This is a genomic window from Catenovulum sediminis, from assembly GCF_007289895.1.
GTDB classification, from domain to species: Bacteria; Pseudomonadota; Gammaproteobacteria; order Enterobacterales; family Alteromonadaceae; genus Catenovulum; species Catenovulum sediminis.
Genome location: NZ_CP041661.1, coordinates 693141 through 713492, shown reverse-complemented (window position 1 = coordinate 713492; position 20352 = coordinate 693141). Strand labels below are relative to the sequence as shown.

Below are 20352 nucleotides of genomic sequence, written 5' to 3'. Positions count from 1 at the left end.
AGGAGGTTTCCTCGTTCCAAAACATGCGTCGTGGAGCAGAGGTTCTATTTGAAGACCTCTTCCGTGTCAGGTGGCATTATCGCGCTTTGAATGGTGATTTTGGAGATTCGGAAAGGGCGCATACTCTGCAAGCTGATCAAGCTCTGAGCACTGCAGCAGGAATGTATTCTTTGGATAAAGAAATCAAGGTTATCAAACCAACAATTGAACCAAAAATATGGGGGATATTATACTGCCGCTCAACCTGTTTTTAAGGATGGTAAATTTGTTACTTGTTACTCATTGATAACCTAACTACAACGGCCTTACCCAAATATTTCTAAAGCTAATTTCTCCATCATGGTCTTGCAATAAAATCGGTCTACAGCTATGTGCCTTAAAGTACTCAGCTTTACCTTTGTACATAGTTGTACCTTGTATTTCAAAGTCATCTTGAACTAAAACACCATTGTGCAGGACAGTTATGCGTGCCGCTTTCGTTAATTTTCCGTGTTGATCAAATTTAGGTGCTTTAAAAATGATGTCGTATGTATTCCATTCACCACTAGGTGACAGCGCATCAACCAAAGGGGATGATTGTTTATAAATAGACGCTGCTTGACCATTTACGTAAATTTTGTGGCCGTAAGTATCGAGAATTTGCACTTCGTATCTTTCTTGAATTTTAATACCGCTATTCGCGTGATTGGGCGCGTTTTTACGCCGTTCAGATGGTTTTGGGGCACGCCATTCTATATGCATTTGCATATCACAAAAAGACTGCTTACTGACAATTGAGCCCGATTTCGGTTTAACGGTTAGACTGCCGTTTTCGTATATCCACTCTACTGGTTTGTCATTTAAATGTCGCCAGTGTTTGTCAACATCACTCGCACTTTGCAATAAGCCAATGGCATCAGACGGTATGGGTTTGACGGTTACTTTTTTCGGTACAGGTTCCCAAATTTCGGTTAATTTAGGATCTATATTGTTCGCTGTTGCATAGGTGATTGACAACAAGCTGGTTGCGACCAGCGCAAGTTTGTTTAATTTAGTCATGGTTTTATTTATCGTCTTATTAATTGTAGTGGTCATTAGAGTTTTCTTTTTTAATTAGTGGTTTGCATACCCTGGGTTCAGGTTACTTAGGTTATTAACCTTGTAGCGTAATACGCTGCCCATTAATGGACGACCTTCGGCATCAGTTAGGTCAGCTAACGTAATGGTGTACAGTTGGCCTGCTATTAAGTTATCAATATCTACTTTGATGCTTTTACCATTTGAATTAAGTTTGATATTGCTCGGCGTTACTTTTTGTAAATCAACTTTAGGTGAGCCATATGCCGCGTGGTAATGGTAAGTGTGGCGCGTAACCTCGATATTTGTTGGCGCTGAGCGGAGTTTTTGATTAAATTGAATTTCAAAGCCATCGTGTAACAGTTTGACTTTTTTAACAATAAACATGGGCAGACTGTTTTTAGTGACTTTTACTAAACCTTCATCACCCGCCCAACCTAAGTGTATTTTGCCAATCCATAAGCTGTTGTCTGGCGCAAAATCTAACCTAAAGTTGCCAATACCTAATTCGTCTCCGCTGACAAATGGAATCAGCGTGCCTTGCATCTCACCTTGTTGCGCATCTGGCAAAAAGCGAATTAGGTTATTCATATTCATATCACCTATTAATAGTTCACCTTCAGGCAAACCAAACGCTGATTGGTTGGCTGTAGAAAGCGGCTGGGTAGGCGAATTCGCCAGTTCGCCTTGCGGAAATAATGCGGCTGCGGGGGTGCGGATTTTAGTTAAATCATTTGCTGTGACATCTTGGTGTTTTATAAACCAGTCTTTTTGCCAATGCAGCGAGGCAGGGTGGCCATAAAATTCATCTTGGTTTACCTGATGAAGGGGGCTGGTTGCAATCCAATCTCCTTGATTATCGGTTACCCAAAGTTTGTTTTTATTGTCCATGTAAATACCCGCGGGTGAGCGAAAGCCAGATGCAAAAGGTACTGCTTTGCCATCGGGTGTCACTTTCATTACCCAACCTCGGTATGGCACGCACGAAAACATGCGAGTGACTTCTTTTCGTATGCCTGCCATCCATTTTTCAAAATCATGCCATTGGCGCATTTTGTTTTCATCAAGGCATTTATCACTATATTCGCCTCTAATGTATTGGTTTATACCATTAAAATTCGACGCAACATTTAGCGAGATATAGTAGTTTCCCTTGTTATCTACTGCTGGGCCAAATGCAAACTCGTGGTAGTTACCTGTCATGCCAAAATCATCGTAAATAGTTTGGTAAACGTCAGCTTTGCCGTCATTGTCTTGGTCAATTAAGCGGGTTAATTCAGGTTTTTGCATTACCACAAATGAATTATCACTTTCTTGCACTATGCCAAGGGGCAGGTGTAGTCCGGTTGCAAATGTATGCCAATTGTTGGTTTGGGGCGTGTATAAAACCACGTCACCATGGTGAGTGGTAATGGCAATACGGCCGTCTTTTAGCGCAGACAATCCGCCAATTTGTGGGTCAATATATTTAGGAATATCAATACGTTTAATGTCGTAATAATCTAACCATAGGTTTGTATTATTTTGCTCAGCGGATGAACTAAATGGCGCTATCGCAAAAAGTAAAACTAAAGCGGAATGGATTATTTTCATGGTAATACAACCTCAACTGAGAAACGGCGAGCTTGTTGCTCGGTTAAGTGCAATACATTGTTGGATAAACGCCCATCGCTGTGGATAATTTGGCTTGATTTACTGTCTTTGCTGGTATGCGACAGATCTAACGTTATTGATTGGGCTTGTGTATGAGCACTGTTTAAACGAGTCACTTGATATTCGCGGGTAAAACTATTTTGCGTTGAGCCTAAGCGAACTTTTTCTTTAACATGATACCCATTTACTTGGTAGCTAAATTCAGGCGTGCCTTTAATGAACTGATAGCCTAAAAAGTCCACTGCTTGGCCATGCGCAAAGTTAAATCCGCTATCCTTTGTTTCTGAATAAATAATTTGTTGCTTATTTTGTTCGCGTTTTTTCTCGCCGTAAAAAGGGGCAAATGTTGGAAAAGCGTAACGCAGCTTACCCAGATTGCTATCCCATGCCAGCGATAATTTCGGCGTTAAATGGACAATAATTGACGCTGGGTTGGTAAACGGCAAATATCCTCGTGTCACACTTGGGTAGGTTTTTGCCGGTGGTTTGTAAGGCGCAAATTTAGGTTTATTTTGCTGCTCAACCACGTGTTGGCTAACGAGTAGAATATATTCATGTATCTGGTTAATGGTCAGTTCGCTTAAGTGGCCCATTGGCGGCATTTGAATGGTGTCTGGATTTTTTTTGCCAGGTGCTTTGACCCAGGCTAAAAATTCAGCTTGTTTTTGTGCTGGATATTGGTCACGTATGTATACTAGTGAAGGCCCTGTACTAAATTTATCTAAAGCATGGCAGGCTTTGCAGTTGGCTGCAAAAGCTAATTTTCCCTTGTCAATGGCATAGCTTGAGTGACTAAATAAGCCAGCGATAAATAACAGGAGTGCTGGCTTTGTAGCTTTTTTATTTTTTAATTTCATAAATTACTCTTAAAGCTATCTAAACTGAATAAATTTAAATAAACTTAGGGCGTGTGAATCTTTGTTTATAATTTGAGCTGAGAGAAAAAATGGTCTTAGGCAAGGCAGAAATAATGAAGTTTAGTCATCTAAATAAGTTATTTCTAACGCTGCATCAGACCATTTTGGCCTCAGCCCGAAGGGCAATGGCTATTTTAACCCTTAACGGCATTAGAATTCGTTTATTTAGAATGACTAAACCCCACTCATTCTGCTTTGTTAATGATTAAAATAGCCTATTGCTCAAAAATAATACAAAGATAAACACGCCCTAGTTTTCGTTTTTATTTGTTGAAAGTAAGCCTTTGTAGTTTACGAATGCGTTTTCTTTAATATAAGTAAAAAAATAGATTTAACAGTAGTTTGGAGCGTTAATTTAACTGTTATATAACATGAATAAACCTGCAGAATTAACTCGTGAACCGAGTACACAAGCCGTTAAAACGCAATTGGCCCGCATTACTCAAAGCAAAGGATTTGAGCGCTCAAAAATTAATTGTAAATTGCTTAATTTTTTAGTGAATTATCACCTTGATTCGGTTGAGAGTGGGCAAGTTGCAAGAGCACCGAAAGAAATTGAAATTGCTATTGGCGCTTTGGGTAAAGCTGAAGATTTTAATCCAGCAGAAGACTCATCAATTCGTGTTTATATTTCTAACCTTCGTAAGAAATTAGAGAGCTATTATCAAACGTCTGGCTCTGACGAGTTATTTCAAATGAACATCCCTACGGGGGGATATGCTTTAGAATTTTGTTGGAGTGATCAACAACCTTTGGTTGAAAACAAACCTTCTGAGCGTGTCGATGACAAGCAAACTAATGAAAATTTTAAGCGCTGGTGGGTTTGGGCTTTGGTTGCTTCTGTCATAATCAATGTATGGTTTGTTCTAGGAACTTTTACGAATTCGCCAACCGAAAATCTCGATAGCAAAATACAAATAAAACAGCATGATATCTGGCAGCCTTTATTTGCCAGCGATAAACCAACGCTTATCGTAATTGGTGATTTGTATATGTTGACCGAGGTTGACCCCGAAACGAATATACTGAGAGCTATACGCGAGTTCAGTATTAATTCAGATGCTCAGTTAGAGGCATTCTTACAGCGCTTTCCGACTAAACGCAACAAGTTAAACAAAGCTTCAAGCGCTTTTTTGCTAAAAAATAGTGTCTTTGCATTGCAGCATTTATTGCCATTGCTTGCTGATGATAGTACTACTGCGATTCGCTTAGTTTCGGAATTGACACCAAGCGATTTGCGCGATTTTAATCTGGTCTATTTGGGTTTGTATAAATCTCTTGGTTTGTTAGACGCCTATTTGCAAGGAACTAATTTTAAACTGTTGGAAGGTGTATCAGCGCTCCATAATGCGGATTCTGGTAAATTGTATGAGGTAAAAGGAGATTTAGAACAGGAATATACTGACTACGGCAGCTTCGCCAAATTCCAGGGACCCAGCGGTAATTTGTTTTATATTTTTGCAGGTTTTTCAGATGCATCTGTCATTCAAATTGCAAAATATCTTTCTAGCCCCAATAAGTTATTTTCTGCAGAGATTGAGCGACACTCGCACGTTTACTCAAATGCCAAGGCTAATTATGAGCTTATTTTTGCTGCCGCTAGTTTTGATAGAACAGATTTGGATTCAAAGTTAGTCGACAGCGGTTTGTTAAATATAAAAGCGATATGGGCAATGCCGGATGAGTAACAAAGCCCAAAGTGATTCAGCTTAAATTTCCTTTAACAACTCATATTTATTGTTTTTGAGTTTTAAAACGTCTGGTATAAATATTTTCATTCACTTCTTTGGCTGCATCTACCAATGGCTGGTAGGGGATATCCGCTACATTGACAAAGCCAACGTTATAATTTTCACCATCGTAAGCTCGACCTGTTAATGGTGAATCGATGTATTGAAACCAGTGTGCACCAACAAAATAAGGGTTGTCGATAACGCTATACATGTACTCTTGATATTTTTTACCGCGATCAGCTTGGTCTTCTGCATGAATTAAGCCGGGGTTAAATAAACCAGAATCCATAGCGCCGTTGTGGAATTCACCAATAATACTCGGCATGTCTAATGATTCTAAAATGTCCCAATAAGGTTGATCTATACCCTCACGGTAGTAGTTATAACTCATCACATCGACATATTTGGCGGCGGCTTTTCTGACTTCTGGTGTCATCGCCCAATGTGCAAATCTTGGCCCCATATACATATGATTTGGCATGTGTTGGTCTAATAAATTGGCGACGATGCTAAAATATTTTTCGCCGTAGTCGTACAACAAAGTTGCAAAATCTTGTTGCATGCTTGTGGTGATCTGCGTCACTTTATAAGGTGCATCAAGTGCCTGCCAATTTTTAAATTGGCTATTCCAAGCATTATTTAATGCGGAAATGTCAGCATGTCGTTGTTTTAGTTTTTCAACGAATGCTTGTTTAACCGGGCTTTCACTGGCTTGTTTAGTAAATGCATTTATCACGATACCGTATTGCGCCTCTAGGCCCCATTCAGATCCCCAGCTTTTTTCGTTATCAATAAAGACACCGACGCACCATGGATTGTTTTGTACTTCTTGAGCAATTTGTTTAATGGTTACTTCTGCTCTTTGGGCAAAAACCGGATCAAATACATCTGGCATGGCGCCCCAATAATCGTTACCCGAGCTCACGGTTTTAAAATCGCCAATAATCCAACCATTGGCAAAATAAGGTAGGCGATCCAGTTGGTAATAGCTTGGGTCAACCCAGTTACCAAATGATGTAAAGCCCCAAGTGTGCATCCGTTTTATTGTGGTATCACGCCAGTGTTCCATAAGTTCTGACTGCTTATTCGTAGCGTATTTTCTGGCTAAATTAGCGCGGTAGAAACTATAGGTTTCGCCGTGTTCAAGCACGCCGCTATGTACGCTTCTGCGGTAACCGTAGCTTGCCGCTTCTTCACTATCGTAACTGGGCAACCAGTTAAACATATTGGCGCGCAGGGGGAACTGATATATCGAGTAGGGATAGCTTTATCCGGCGCACGATTTAAGCCAATTGAATCTTCAGGCGTATAGTCGGTGGGATCGCGTTGTTTGATTAAACTGGTATCAAAATCATAACCGGTAATGGTTGATGTATTGGCCATGCGAATATTGGCAATGCCATTTGAGAAAAATAAATAACCTTGTGGATCGACTAATGTCCATTTTCCCTGATATTTTTCCGTTCTAAAATAACCAGTGGCCTCTAGTTTAGGGCCATTTGCCCAACCGTTAAATTTTGAGCGCCCAGCGATAGGTTGATTTTGTAGTTGCTTTTGCTCTTTTTCGGAAACACTTTTGAGTTCTTCTACACTATTAACCTTGCGTTCAAAATCTTGTTTTGCGTTTTGACCAAATTTATCGACGATAGCGGTTAAAAAGTTTTTATCAAAGCCGATGGGTTCAATGACTTTAAGATTATCAATTTGCAATTGTTTGTCTTCTAATACACCGGATATTAAGATTCGCACTTTTTCAATTGCAGATACATCCGGCTGTTTTACGCCGCCGCGCCAAATCGTTTGTACAAAATCATGTTTCCAGCTCATTGGGTTATTGCGAATGCCTGTATTGATATCTAAAGACGGGACTTTTAGTTCAATTAAATAAGTATCTTGGCTGTTTGCGGGTACCACGGTACTGCGCAACTGAGACGCGCCGCTGGTGTCATGTGTATAAATATATAAGTGAGCGGAAGAAGTGCTCGGGTTGGCAATATCAATGGTCAACGCTACGTTTTTATATTGGCTAAAATCCCAAGGGTCAGCAGGCTTAATTGTAAACGAACTATTATGATGGCTGGCAGATGCTAAGTTAATGAACAAAGCTGAATTATTGTTATCTGTAACAATTTTAGAAGATGCGTTTTCAAGTATAACGAGCTGTGTATCAGTTTTGTTTTCAAAATCGACTAGCTGTTTTTTTTGTATTACTTCGGTGTCAGGCACTGAAGCATGATGATTGTCGGAACATGACAATAACAATATGCTGGATAGGGCCAAACCAAGTGATTTTTTTATAATTGAGTTCATATTTTCCCCAAATGTATTTGATGTAATTAATATTGTCGTTGGGGAGCCGATATGACACATTTTATTTAATACATTAAAAAAGCCATGAAATAGCGACTATTTCATGGCTTTTTAAATTATGCAGGCAAAATTATATTTTATAGCAGATGCTGTTTGCCCTTATCTATTCTAATTTTCATTCAGTGGTTATTAATGCCGATTACCACCATGTTGAATAAATCCCGATTAGTACAATAACGCAACCAATGGCTGCTATATTAAAACTGGTATCTGTTTTAAAGTCAGACGGGTCGATTTCAACTGAATGATCATTTTCCGGTGCTTTGCCCAGATACGAAACCAACACAGATAATGCGATACACAATAAAAATACTATGCCGATACGGTCCATAAAGGGTAATTCAGGCCATAAAAACTTAAAGCCAACTGAGAAAACAGCAGAGCCAACAGCCGCGGCAATCGCGCCTTCAGACGTGGTGCGTTTCCAGAACATACCCATAATGAAAATGGCAGTTATACCGGGCGAAAATAAACCGGTAAATTCTTGTATATATTGGAAAGCTTGATCAAATTTACCCAATAAAGGTTCAGCCGTCAGTAATGCAATACAAAGTGACAACAAGGTGGTGATCCGGCCAATATGTACATAATGGCGCTGCGACTCGTTGGGTTTCAGATTGCGGTAAATATCCATTGTAAAAATAGTTGAGATACTATTTGTCATCGACGCTAAAGAAGAGACTATGGCTGCAATTAACGCGGCAAATACAAGCCCTTTAATACCGGTTGGCATTAATCCCATTAAAGATGGATATGCTTGATCTGGCTTTGAAATGTCTGGATACAAAATGACTGCTGCGATACCGGGTAATACAACGATAACTGGCATTAATAACTTTAAGTAAGCGGCAAATGCGATACCTTTTTGCGCTTCACCAATACTTTTCGCCGCCAGTGCCCGTTGAATGATGTATTGGTTGAAACCCCAATAACCAACGTTCATTACCCATAAACCACCGATTAAAACAGAAATACCCGGCAAACTCATATAGTTAGGGTTTTCTGGTGATAAAATCATATCAAAGTGACCCGGCACTTGTTCGGTTAAAATATTGAAACCGTCTAAAACGCCTGTGCCTTCTGCGATGGCATCGAGTGCTAGGTAACTGAGTAACAAGCCGCCAAATATTAGCAGTACGACTTGAATGATATCGGTGTAAGCAACGGCTTTTAAACCACCGTATAACGAATATGCAATCGAGAATAAGGCGAGGAAGATCATACCAAACATCCAATCAACGCCTGCTACAGTATGGATTGCCAAGCCACCTAACCATAAAACCGAGGTTAAATTAACAAACACAAAAACAGCTAACCAGAATAATGCCAAAATGGTTTTTACCCGGCCATCAAAACGTTTTTCTAAATATTGCGGCATGGTATATATCTCATTCTTTAAGAAGATAGGAATCAGATATTTACCGACGAGTATCAAAGTAATTGCCGCCATCCATTCATAAGAGGCTATCGCTAAGCCAATAGCAAAGCCTGAACCAGACATGCCGATTATTTGTTCCGCCGAAATATTTGCGGCAATGAGTGATGCACCAATGGCCCACCATGGAAGCGATTTACTCGCCAGGAAGTAATCTTCTGTGTTGCGCTCGCCCTTGTGGTCGTTTTTCGATATCCATAGAGCTATGCATAGCAGCCCCACCACATATGCAATAAATACGGTAAAATCCAATTGCTCAAGTTTCATTATCAGTACCTTGGTTTGTATGATTTGGTCGTCATTCTTATATAAAATTGTTTTTTTATTTTTGGGGTGTAACGTTTACCCATTATAAACCTAATTATGGTGTACTTGTAAATATCGAGTAAACAAATTTTCAAATTATCGGGTTTTTAATAATGTTAACCAGCAGGATGAACCCGTTTTTATGAGTTTTATGATATGGTTGTTAACAAGTTTATTTTTGATGTGTTATTAATGATTGTATACGTTTAATCGGTTTTCTTTAATTAACCAGTTTGGTTAAAACTTAATCTGATTTTGAAAAAGCACTATGCGATTTTTCGTTTTTATATATAAATTTTATTTGGTGTTGTAATTTTTAAACATCGACTCAAAAAACATAAGTTTTTTATCGAATTTTTTTGTCTCATGTTAGTATCACAGAGCAAGGCAAGCTTTGCTTGAATTAAAAATATAATGTAATTGAAAATAACTTTGGTGGTTTTTTGATGTCTTTTTTCCGCGACTTCGCATCTCTATTTATGGCACTTGCCATCACTTTTTCTGCAAACGCTAATCCAAGCGCTAAACCAGAGTCTTGTCTGTCTTGCCATCAAGATAGCCATAACGAATGGTTAAAATCCGATCATGCTAAAGCGATGTTAGTCGCCAACGAGCAAAGTGTCGTTGCTAATTTTGATAATCAAACATTAGAATATTTCGATCAGAAAGTTCATTTTTATAAATCAGATAACAAGTTTAAAGCCAGTATTCAAACGCTGGTAGACGGAAAAGCATCATCACCCGCTAAAGAATACACCTTGGCTTATACGTTTGGTTTTTACCCGCTTCAGCAATTTTTAGTGGATATGCCGGACGGCAAAAAACAAGTTTTTCCATTTACCTGGGATGCGCGAACCAAAGAAGAAGGTGGGCAACGTTGGTATCACCTGCACTCCACAGAATTTATTGACAAAAAAGATCGCTTACACTGGCTGCAACCTTTACAAAACTGGAATGGCATGTGTGCTGATTGTCATTCTGATGGGCTAGAGCGAAACTATGATGCACAGCAAGATAGTTTTAATACAACTTGGGATAACATCAATGTCGGTTGTGCTTCTTGTCATACACAAACGGCTGATCATTATGATGACGAATCGGCAGCCGTAAAAAAAGATAAAAATGCAACGCCCGCTGGTTTTTGGCAAAGACACGCCGATGAAAAAATAGCACATTGGCAGGGTAGTCCGCGTAACAATGAGTTTATGGACAACTGTTATGCTTGCCATTCACTGCGCAGTCCACTAACGGATGGTTTTAAACCGAACAATCCTTTTTTAAATCAATTTATGCCAGAGTTTCTGTTGCCGCCTTTGTACCATGCTGACGGCCAGATTAAAGAAGAGGTTTACGTACATGGTTCGTTTAAACAAAGCAAAATGTATGAAGCTGGGGTTAATTGTTTAGATTGCCATGACAAACACAGCTATAAAGTCAAAACTCAAGATAACGCTTTGTGTTTACAGTGCCACGATAGCCAAACTTATAATCAGACAAGCCATCATAAACATGCAATTGATTCGGGAGGTGCACAATGTGTCAGTTGTCATATGCCAACGACTACATATATGGGCGTTGATGGCAGACGAGATCACAGTTTCCCGATCCCAAGACCTGCTTTATCAGAGGCATTTGGCGTACCTAATGCTTGTACTCAGTGTCATGACGACAAATCAAACCAGTGGGCCAGTCAGCAATTAAAAACTTGGTATGGCAGCGAACCTCAAGTAAGTCGCTCTTTGCAAAAGTATATGAAGCTACACAGTGGACAAGGTTTGGCATTAAGCGAGCATTTAGCGCTGGCAAAAAGCTCAGAATTAGACGTAATGAAAAGAGCCACAGTATTGCGTTTATTGGCTTATAACTTTAGTGAACTCACGGCAGCTCAGCTAAAACCTTTCATTCAGAGTCAGGAAGATTTGATTCGCTTAGCAGCGACGCAAGTCGCGAATTTAGTGCCAGCTAACAGCAGGGTCGCTTTACTAAAACCTTTATTAGGCGACGAATATGCAGCCATACGCATTGCAAGTGTACAAGCATTGCTCGACAGCAATATTGCACAGGCTGATTTACAAACATTTAAGCAAGCATATGATGAATATCAGACTTTTAATAGCGTAAATAGTTGGCGCGGGGAAGGGCGTGTTAATGTTGGCAATGATCATTTACGTGCACAAAAATTAAGTAAAGCAATAGACGCCTTTAAAATGGCAATTGAAATAGAACCTTACTTTGATGTGGGGTATATAAATTTAGCGGATATTTACCGTGCGCAGCAAAATAATGCGATGGTTGCCAGTGTGTTACAAAAAGGCATTGCGAATCTCCCTAAATCCGCCAGCATTCGATACAGTTACGCACTTCATCTAGTTCGTGTTAAAAACTATGAACAGGCATTAGAGCAAGCCAAACAGGCAAGTGGTTTAGAACCGCAAAACTCGCAGTATTTATATACGTATGCTTTGTTGTTAGACAATTTACAGCAAACAAAACAAGCTGTGAAACTCTTGCTTAAAAAGCAAGAGTTGATGTCAAATAACCCACAACTAAAGGAGCTAGGGCTGTATTTTGCACAAAAATTAGGGGATAGAATGTTATTTCAGCGAATAAGTGCACTTTAACTATTGCAATAGCCTTTTAAGTTTTATAGTTTATGCAACCTATAACAACATCAATGAGGAATAACAATGAATAAATCAGAATTGGTCAAGCGCATTGCAGATGATGCAGATATCGCTCAAAATTCAGCTAACAAGGCACTTACAGCTCTAATTGATACTATTACTACTGAACTATCTGAAGGTGGTAAAGTTGACTTAATCGGTTTCGGTTCTTTTAGCTTGAAACACAGAAATGCGCGTACGGGTCGTAACCCATCTACTGGTGAACCAATTGAAATTGCAGCGGCTAACGTACCTTCTTTTAAGCCGGGCAAAGCTTTAAAAGACGCTTGTAACAAATAAAAGCGGCTCACTATAAAATAACCTAGCATTGATCAACGTTATTTGGCGGCTAGGTTGTTTGTCTCAAACCATGTTTGTTTACAACCAGCACAGTAGCAATTAATCTGCTTTTTCCAACTCTTTTCAACTTACCTTTTTGAAGTCTTTTTGAGGTTTACCACTAAACCTTTTCGCTTTACCTTTTAGGCTGACTTTATAGCGACTGCTACTGCGTAGCGATATTGTCTATTTCCTTAATTGTCAAAATTTGTTTAGGTTGAGAGAGGCAAATATTTCAGGGATTTGGATAACGATAGAAAGTCGAATTTGGATAAGAACAGCAAAAAACAACAAAGAAAATACTTTACCGGGGTGTAAAAAGAAGAAAAGCTGACGTCCATGTCAACTTTTCGGGGAGAGGGTGTTACAAGCTAAATACAGGGCTATTTATCTTCTTGTTTGAGATGACCATACCTGCGCTCGTACAACTCTTCATGCAGCTCACGAGCAGCTTTAACCATAGCGTTGTACGGAATGTCTGTGACAGAAACAAAACCCACGTTATAGTTTTCACCGTCATACGCACGACCGGTAATCGGCGAGTCTAGATACTGGAACCAATGCGCACCGATAAAGTAATCATTATCGATAATTGAATGCATGTAGTCTTTGTACATACGGGCTCTGTCTTCTTGATTGGCAGCATGCACCAAACCTGGGTGGAAGAAGCCAGAAGCCGTGGTACCCATGTGGAATTCACCAATAACGGTTGGCATATCTAATTCTTCTAAGAACTTCCATTTGTTTTTGGTTAAACCTTCTTTGTATAAGTTGAAGCTGACAACATCAACATACTTAGCCGCAGCATCTACCACTGGCTTAGGCATACCCCAGTCTGCAAATCGTACACCCATGTACATGTGGTTAGGCATATACTTGTTTAACATGCCATCGACAATGCGGAAGTACTCGCTGGCATATTCAAATAACAGGTGCTCATAGTCTGCAATTTGCACCTTATTATTAACATCGATTTTGCTATCAATTTGACCTTTTTGGAAGGCATCCCACGACGCTACATTGGTATTCCATGCTTGGTTCAATTTACTGATTTGCTTATATTTCGCTTTCATCTTCTCAGTAAACATATTTTTAGTGGGTGATTCTGCGCCATCACGCGTTAAGGTATGAATCACTATCCCTAACTCAGATTGCTTAGATTCTGGTCGTCCCCAGCTTTTTTCATTGTCGATAAAGACACCTACACACCAAGGGCTACCATTGACTTCTTTAGCCACTTGTTTAATGGTTATTTCAGCGCGTTTTTCAAATAGCGGGTCGAACACATCAGGTAAGCCGCCCCAGAAGTCATTACCACTAGAAACTTTTTTAAAGTCACCGATAATCCAACCGTTTGCAAAATAAGGTATACGGTCGTTATCGTAATACATTGGGTCAACCCAGTTACCGAACGAGGTAAAGCCCCAACTTAACATACGATCTACAGTGACCTTAGACCAGTCTTCCAAGTAAGAATAAGGTGTTGTTTCACCGTATTTGCGCTCAAGATTTGCCATATAGAAACTGAATACTTCACCTTTAGCCAGTGGACCTGAGTGTGCAGCACGGCGATAACCATAACTACTGGCAAGCGGATGATCGTAATCAGGTAACCACTCAAACATATTGGCACGTGTTTCAGAGACTAAATGACGTGTCGGGATGGCATGTGGTGGTGGTGGATTTAAGCCTTGAGAATCTTCAGGTGTCACTTCATTTGACGTGCGGCGATTGATTGCATCTTGATCAAAATCATAACCCGTTAAGGTTGTCGCATTAGACATACGAATATTATCGATACCGGTAGTGAAGTATAAATACCCTTCAGGATCAACCAAAGACCATTTGTCACCTACTTTTTCGGTGCGGAAATAACCGGTCGCTTCAAGTTTAGGACCGTTTTTCCAACCACTGAATTTTGAGCGATCAGATAGCTGTTCACCGCCTTTTAAGCGTTTAAGCTCTGCATCGCGCGCTGCCAATAACTCTTTTTCAGAGTGAATTTTTTCTTCATATTCTAATCGAGTTGGTTGACCAAATTTATCGACGATATTTTCCAGATAATCCGGATTCATTTTAGGATGCGGCATTAGACGAATGTTATCTAATGTGACTTCTTTATCATGCAAATTGTATTGCACACTTAATGAGATTTTAGTGATGCCTTTAGTATCAAGATTTTTATTGCCCCACATCCAGATAAACTGAACGTCGTCGGTATCCCAAGTTGCAGGATTAGAACGCAAACCTGAGCTTAGGTTTAATTCAACTTTTTCATCGGCAGAGTTTTTAGGGTGGCCTAAATCATGACCCGCAAGTTTAGAGTAGTAAGTTTTAGACTCACCTACAGGTACATTTACACTGCGGGTATAAACTTGGCCATTTTTGTCAAACACATTTAAAAATAATTGAGTTGAGTACTGCCCTTGGTTTGCAATATCAAAAGCAATACTAAAACTATCGTAATCACTCCAGTCCCACGGTGTTTGTGGTACGAAATCGATTGATGTCCACTCATGTTGCTTAGAATTGAATTTGACTCGTAAAGCTTGATTGCCTTCAGTTACAGAGTCTGTAACCAGCTCAACGTCAGCGTTGGCTGTTTTTACTTCTACAGGTATTGATGTCCCTTCAAATCCAAAGATAACTGGCTGCTCTTGCATTTCTTGCGAAATAACTTCTTTGCTGGATTCATTTGTTTGGCAGGCTAAGAGGGCTGCAGTTGCAGCGACTAGACCTGACATTTTGATCACATGCCCAAGTTTTATGGAGTTGTGATTTGCACCTTTCATCTGTTCACCTTTTGGCTCAAGTTAAGACATATAATTAAACTACTGTTAATAGTTAACAAAATGTTTTGCGATAAGTAAAGAAAATAAGGCTATTTTTTTTCAAATGCATTGTTATTTTTTACTTGACAAGGACCTATGTAAAATCAATAAACACCTATGTTTTTAGCGTAAAATCATATAGATGCATATAAAACATGTATTTTCACAGTGATGTAGTTTGTTTTTATTGTTAACAGTATACTATTCTTGATGTATACTGTTTACTATAGTATAAAGTCAGTCTATTTTTGTTGTTAACAACGTCAAACCAATAGACAGAAGTTAATCATTAATTGACTAAATAATAGTGTAGACCTAGAACCCGATTTAACAAGTTATTGCGTGGTGTCTGGCACTATCTTCTTTGCAAGTATTGAAGTGAGGAGCAGTTATGTCCGCTAAAAAGTTAAGTCTTGCCAGTAAACGAGCTATCGAGCGTGGTTATGACCAGAAAAATGCAGATTGGTTAATTGAATTTGATGTAGAGCCTTTAAAAGGTGATTTCGAATTTGAGGAAGGTGTCATACGCCGCGATCCAACGGCCGTGATTCAAGTGGATGGCTTATATCATGTCTGGTATACAAAAGGCGAAGGCGAAACGGTCGGTTTTGGCTCTGAAAACCCAGAAGATAAAGTGTTTCCTTGGGATTTAACCGAAGTTTGGCATGCAACTTCTAAAGACGGCGTAACATGGAAAGAAGAAGGTTGTGCAATTGCACGTGGTGAACCAGGTCGATTTGATGACCGAGCAGTATTTACACCGGAAGTGCTTGAACACCAAGGGCGCTATTATTTAGTTTATCAAACGGTTAAATTCCCTTATACGAATCGTCAATATGAAGAAATTGCGATGGCGCATGCCGATTCACCTTTTGGACCCTGGACAAAACTAGATAAACCCATATTAAGCCCATCTAAAGACGGAGAGTGGGCAGGCGATGAAGACAATCGTTTCCAATTTAAATCAAAAGGCAGTTTTGATAGCCATAAAGTACATGACCCTTGCTTGATGTATTTTAACCATAAATTTTATCTTTATTACAAAGGTGAAACCATGGGAGAAGGGATGAACTTTGGTGGCCGTGAAATAAAGCACGGTGTCGCCATTGCAGACAACATTTTTGGTCCCTACGTTAAATCTGAATACAACCCGATATCAAATTCTGGGCACGAAGTGGCAGTCTGGCATGTAAATGGCGGCATTGCTTCACTGATCACCACAGATGGCCCAGAAAAAAATACCATTCAATGGGCACCAGACGGTATTAACTTTGAAATTATGTCGCACATCAAAGGGGCACCTGAAGCGCTTGGTATTTTTAGATCGCCAGACGACGGTGAAGTTGATTTGCCTGGTTTGCAGTGGGGGTTGTGTCACAAATACGACGACAGTTGGAACTGGAATTACATTTGCCGTTATAAAATTAAGCGACAGGTATTAGATGCAGGCACTTTCCAGAATTCAAACTGATGATTTGAATAATACGTAGCATCGATTCACAAATATAAAAACACAGAGAGATATATGAAACAACTATCTGACATTGCTGTCGTGGGTTTGGCAGTTATGGGTGAAAACCTGATTTTGAATATGGCCAGTAAAGGATTTACCGTTACGGCATTTAACCGCAGCTATGACAAAGTCGAAAAGTTTCTTGCAGGGCGAGCGAAAGGCTTAACAATACGTGGTGCTGATTCAGTTCAAGCGTTAGTTGAGTCGTTAGAAAAACCCAGAAAAATTATGTTAATGGTCAAATCAGGCCAGCCTGTTGATGACTTTATATCTCGCTTAGTTCCGTATTTGGATAAAGGCGATATCATTATTGACGGTGGTAATAGCCAGTTTGAAGATTCGAACCGCCGAACAGCTGCACTCTCAAAACAAGGCATATTGTATATTGGAACCGGCGTATCGGGTGGCGAAGAAGGCGCATTGTTGGGGCCATCAATTATGCCCGGTGGTGATGAAAAAGCTTGGCCTGCTGTTAAACCGATATTCCAAGCAATTTCTGCAAAAGTTGAAGATGAACAGGGCGAACTCAATGAGCCTTGTTGTGATTGGGTTGGTGACGGTGGCTCGGGTCATTTTGTTAAAATGGTTCACAACGGTATCGAATACGGTGATATGCAGCTTATTTGCGAAGCCTACTTATTGATGCGCGACTTGCTAGGGATGCATGCTGATGAAATTAAAGCCGTGTTTGATGATTGGAATACAACCGAGCTCAGTAGCTATTTAACCGAGATCACCGCCGATATTTTTGCTTACAAAGAAAATGGTGAAGCACTGGTTGAAAAAATACTGGATACGGCTGGGCAAAAAGGCACTGGTAAGTGGACGGGTGTAACAGCACTGCATTTAGGCGTGCCATTAACACTAATTGGTGAGGCGGTGTTCGCACGTTGTTTATCTGCCATAAAAGAAGAGCGTGTTGACGCGGCAAAAATACTAACCGGCCCTAAAGCTAAATTTAACGGTGACAAACAGGCCTTTTTAAATAGTTTAAAAGACGCTTTGTTGGCATCAAAAATTGTTTCCTACGCACAAGGTTTTGCGTTAATGCGAGAAGCCGCATCTGAATACAACTGGCAATTGAATTACGGTGCAATCGCCTTAATGTGGCGCGGTGGTTGTATTATTCGCTCAGTCTTTTTAGACAATATTAAAGCGGCTTTTGATAAAGACAGTGATTTGCGCAATCTATTGTTAGACGACTATTTTTCAGATGTTGTTATGTCTGCTCAAAACGGTTGGCGTGAAGTCAACGCTGCTGCCATTGTGAATGGTATTTCAGTTCCATGCTTGTCGTCAGCGTTAACTTATTTTGACGGCTACCGCACAGCCAACTTACCGGCAAACCTGTTGCAAGCGCAGCGAGATTATTTTGGCGCACATACATACGAGCGTAAAGATAAAGCGCGAGGCGAGTTTTTTCATACCAATTGGACAGGGCGCGGAGGAGACACAGCCTCTACCACCTACGATGTTTAGTATTACCCGTTTTTGTTTGTAGTCGTGCTCGAGCAACGAGCCTTGAGAGCAAGGAAGCTTTTTTTTAGCGGCTACTTTACTATTGTCAACGAAATAACCTTCCTCAAAAATTTCGTCTTCATACCTCCTTACTCAATTTTTGATATGTTAAATATGTTTTATTTAAGCTGGCGAGGGGGAGCTATAATTTTCACAAAAACTCTCCAAGTACTTCCATGTAAACTTAGGTTTTTTCGTCCTGAAAAATACATTTTGCTCTAAATTATTGCTCCCCATTTAAATATTTGGGATGCTTGAAGGTATGATCTTGACATCGATATGATTGCTCACGGCTAGCGCATTTTAATCCCAGATTCTAAAAAGGGTTGAGCGATAATTATCGTCTAGCCCAGCCATTTTCTTTTTCCTCGCCATACTCGCTGACTTCGTTGTGTCTTGCTTGAATAACGCCATCGCTATTTTTCGCATCACATTGAATACCAGTGGCCCTCGCTTTTTACGTATCCTTGATTCATCTTCCCTAAACGTCATATCCAGCATCCAGTGCATACTTTCAACTTGCCAGTGACTTCGAACGGCATTGAGCGCTTGCTCTGCATTTAATCCTAAAGAGCTTATGTACCAACGCGTTTCACTCGTTTCTTTTCCGGTCGATTTTTCATGCATTTTAACCGTCACTTGAATGATGCTATTCAGCCCTGACCATTGGTAGTCTTTATCTAACCACTTTTTATCAATCAGTAACTGTTGGCATGCTCTGGTTTCAATACGTCCATGTCCTGTGTCTACTTCTGTGTATGTGCTATGTTTTTCTTCACTCAATCCTTCACGAACGCTTTTATGCCACCAGGCTTCTAGTTCGCGCTGCATACCTGAATGATTCCCCTTTAAGGCTAAAATATAATCCGCTTTTTGATGGATAATTTGCTGGGCTATCTCTGCTTGGCATCCCATTGCATCCAGCGTGACAATACTATTTTCAATATCTAACATCGTTAATAAATCTGGAATGGCGGTGATTTCATTCGTTTTTGTATCAACGGCTGTTTGACCTAACACTAACTGATGTTGGCAACTCCAAGCGCTAACCGTATGTAGTGCCGTTTTTCGGTCATTTGTGGTAAATGAGCGCCGTGCTGTTTTCCCATCTACCGCAATGATATCGGCACCTGTTACTTTAATGAGGGATGATATCCACGATTGAAATGCGTTTTCTATTTCATTCGCTTTTAATCGGCAAATGACACGCGCAATGGTGTCATGTTTTGGAATGCTGGCTTTGAATGAACCGTACTTTTTAAGCCATTCAAGTTTTAAGTGACCAAAGTCTTCAATATCTTCCCAACCCTCTGCGCCTGAAAGGACAGCGCTAATTGATAGCAATATAATATCGAGTAGGTTATGTTTTTTACAGCGGTCGATGCGAGGATCTGTGATTGAATCAAAGTGTGCCAGAAAAGTTGCGCTCATTTTTGGATTCCAAGGTTGTTATTATGCCTTGATCTGATCGCAACTTGTTCAATAAGTTCAATTTATAATGATCTTGCCCTGCTACTTAGTGACATATTTGCTTATTATCAACCAAATTAACTGGTTGAAGATCATTTTGTCGCATTAAACGACCGTTTAGACTTATCTTTTTGTTAAGTTATTCTTAAATCGTTATTATCCGCCTAATTTTTTGACTAGCCACGTTATTAGTTTCATCGTAGCTAGTTTATGCACCGCCCGACGGATGATGGAAACAGCTGATTAAAAAATTCTATTGGGTCGAATGTCGAGGGACGCGTTGGGGAATGGATAGCTTAGTTGTTTTGTTTGGTCAGATGCTAATATTGGTTCTAAAAGTTGGTATGCCCGTCTTAGGTACGTGCCTTCTTATTGGCATCCTTATTAGTGTTTTCCAAGTAGTCACTCAGATTCAAGAAATGACACTTACCTTCGTCCCCAAAGTAATAGCGGCAATTGCAGTTTTATTGGTCATGGGTCATTGGATGATCAATGTAATTTCAAACTTTGCTAAAGACTTGTTTGTTTTGGCATCAGGATTCTAATAA

The 20352-nt window shown here is 39.9% G+C and carries 12 protein-coding genes and 1 pseudogene; 6 read left to right on the top strand and 7 right to left on the bottom strand.

What is annotated here, in order from left to right:
• Positions 1-294 precede the first annotated feature (294 nt).
• The 3 genes from FNT16_RS20110 to FNT16_RS20100 are packed head-to-tail and all read right to left on the bottom strand — an operon-like array spanning position 295 to position 3566.
• The gene (locus tag FNT16_RS20110) at positions 295-1074 is read right to left on the bottom strand and encodes a 3-keto-disaccharide hydrolase (protein ID WP_246072564.1); all 780 of its coding nucleotides are present in this window, start codon (positions 1072-1074) and stop codon (positions 295-297) included.
• 18 nt (positions 1075-1092) lie between these two features.
• Complete coding sequence (locus FNT16_RS20105) at positions 1093-2649, bottom strand: DUF7133 domain-containing protein (protein WP_143873826.1); 1557 nt, start codon at positions 2647-2649, stop codon at positions 1093-1095.
• Positions 2646-3566 carry a c-type cytochrome gene (locus FNT16_RS20100; RefSeq protein ID WP_143873824.1) on the bottom strand — a complete coding sequence of 307 codons (921 nt, stop codon included), beginning with the start codon at positions 3564-3566 and terminating at the stop codon, positions 2646-2648. The genes FNT16_RS20105 and FNT16_RS20100 overlap by 4 nt, the downstream gene beginning before the upstream one ends.
• A gap of 431 nt (positions 3567-3997) precedes the next feature.
• Between FNT16_RS20100 and FNT16_RS20095 the strand changes: the two genes are divergently transcribed.
• Entirely contained in the window at positions 3998-5314 is a 1317-nt protein-coding gene (locus FNT16_RS20095; RefSeq protein WP_143873822.1) for a helix-turn-helix domain-containing protein, read from the top strand.
• 46 nt (positions 5315-5360) lie between these two features.
• On the opposite strand, the pseudogene FNT16_RS20090 reads toward FNT16_RS20095, so the two are convergent.
• Both FNT16_RS20090 and FNT16_RS20085 read right to left on the bottom strand, forming a co-directional pair.
• A pseudogene (locus FNT16_RS20090) lies at positions 5361-7669 on the bottom strand (beta-galactosidase).
• Between the two features lie 199 nt (positions 7670-7868).
• Entirely contained in the window at positions 7869-9431 is a 1563-nt protein-coding gene (locus tag FNT16_RS20085; protein ID WP_185976783.1) for a sodium/sugar symporter, read from the bottom strand.
• Between the two features lie 485 nt (positions 9432-9916).
• On the opposite strand from FNT16_RS20085, the gene FNT16_RS20080 reads away from it, so the two are divergent.
• Both FNT16_RS20080 and FNT16_RS20075 read left to right on the top strand, forming a co-directional pair.
• The gene (locus tag FNT16_RS20080; RefSeq protein WP_246072561.1) at positions 9917-12091 is read left to right on the top strand and encodes a multiheme c-type cytochrome; all 2175 of its coding nucleotides are present in this window, start codon (positions 9917-9919) and stop codon (positions 12089-12091) included.
• A gap of 66 nt (positions 12092-12157) precedes the next feature.
• Positions 12158-12433, top strand: coding sequence for an HU family DNA-binding protein (locus FNT16_RS20075; protein ID WP_143873819.1), 276 nt, complete (start codon positions 12158-12160; stop codon positions 12431-12433).
• 422 nt (positions 12434-12855) lie between these two features.
• On the opposite strand, the gene FNT16_RS20070 is transcribed toward FNT16_RS20075, so the two are convergent.
• Positions 12856-15264: a beta-galactosidase gene (locus tag FNT16_RS20070; RefSeq protein WP_143873817.1), complete on the bottom strand. Its 2409-nt coding sequence runs from the start codon at positions 15262-15264 to the stop codon at positions 12856-12858.
• A 430-nt stretch (positions 15265-15694) separates the two neighbouring features.
• Here FNT16_RS20070 and FNT16_RS20065 point away from each other — a divergent pair, with 430 nt between their 5' ends.
• Positions 15695-16774, top strand: a complete 1080-nt coding sequence (locus tag FNT16_RS20065) for a glycoside hydrolase family 117 protein (protein ID WP_143873815.1) — start codon at positions 15695-15697, stop codon at positions 16772-16774.
• Between the two features lie 54 nt (positions 16775-16828).
• The gene (gnd, locus tag FNT16_RS20060) at positions 16829-18295 is read left to right on the top strand and encodes a decarboxylating NADP(+)-dependent phosphogluconate dehydrogenase (protein WP_143873813.1); all 1467 of its coding nucleotides are present in this window, start codon (positions 16829-16831) and stop codon (positions 18293-18295) included.
• A 342-nt stretch (positions 18296-18637) separates the two neighbouring features.
• On the opposite strand, the gene FNT16_RS20055 is transcribed toward gnd, so the two are convergent.
• Entirely contained in the window at positions 18638-19765 is a 1128-nt protein-coding gene (locus tag FNT16_RS20055; RefSeq protein ID WP_143873811.1) for an ISAs1 family transposase, read from the bottom strand.
• 326 nt (positions 19766-20091) lie between these two features.
• Between FNT16_RS20055 and FNT16_RS20050 the strand changes: the two genes are divergently transcribed.
• Positions 20092-20349, top strand: a complete 258-nt coding sequence (locus FNT16_RS20050; RefSeq protein ID WP_143873810.1) for a flagellar biosynthetic protein FliQ — start codon at positions 20092-20094, stop codon at positions 20347-20349.
• Positions 20350-20352 lie beyond the last annotated feature (3 nt).

Coding starts and splice junctions, on each gene's coding strand:
- FNT16_RS20095 (WP_143873822.1), top strand. CDS start 3,998: ATGAATAAACCTGCAGAATTAACTCGTGAACCGAGTACACAAGCCGTT.
- FNT16_RS20050 (WP_143873810.1), top strand. CDS start 20,092: ATGGATAGCTTAGTTGTTTTGTTTGGTCAGATGCTAATATTGGTTCTA.
- FNT16_RS20080 (WP_246072561.1), top strand. CDS start 9,917: ATGTCTTTTTTCCGCGACTTCGCATCTCTATTTATGGCACTTGCCATC.
- FNT16_RS20070 (WP_143873817.1), bottom strand. CDS start 15,264: ATGAAAGGTGCAAATCACAACTCCATAAAACTTGGGCATGTGATCAAA.
- FNT16_RS20110 (WP_246072564.1), bottom strand. CDS start 1,074: ATGACCACTACAATTAATAAGACGATAAATAAAACCATGACTAAATTA.
- FNT16_RS20100 (WP_143873824.1), bottom strand. CDS start 3,566: ATGAAATTAAAAAATAAAAAAGCTACAAAGCCAGCACTCCTGTTATTT.
- FNT16_RS20085 (WP_185976783.1), bottom strand. CDS start 9,431: ATGAAACTTGAGCAATTGGATTTTACCGTATTTATTGCATATGTGGTG.
- FNT16_RS20055 (WP_143873811.1), bottom strand. CDS start 19,765: ATGAGCGCAACTTTTCTGGCACACTTTGATTCAATCACAGATCCTCGC.
- FNT16_RS20065 (WP_143873815.1), top strand. CDS start 15,695: ATGTCCGCTAAAAAGTTAAGTCTTGCCAGTAAACGAGCTATCGAGCGT.
- gnd (WP_143873813.1), top strand. CDS start 16,829: ATGAAACAACTATCTGACATTGCTGTCGTGGGTTTGGCAGTTATGGGT.
- FNT16_RS20075 (WP_143873819.1), top strand. CDS start 12,158: ATGAATAAATCAGAATTGGTCAAGCGCATTGCAGATGATGCAGATATC.
- FNT16_RS20105 (WP_143873826.1), bottom strand. CDS start 2,649: ATGAAAATAATCCATTCCGCTTTAGTTTTACTTTTTGCGATAGCGCCA.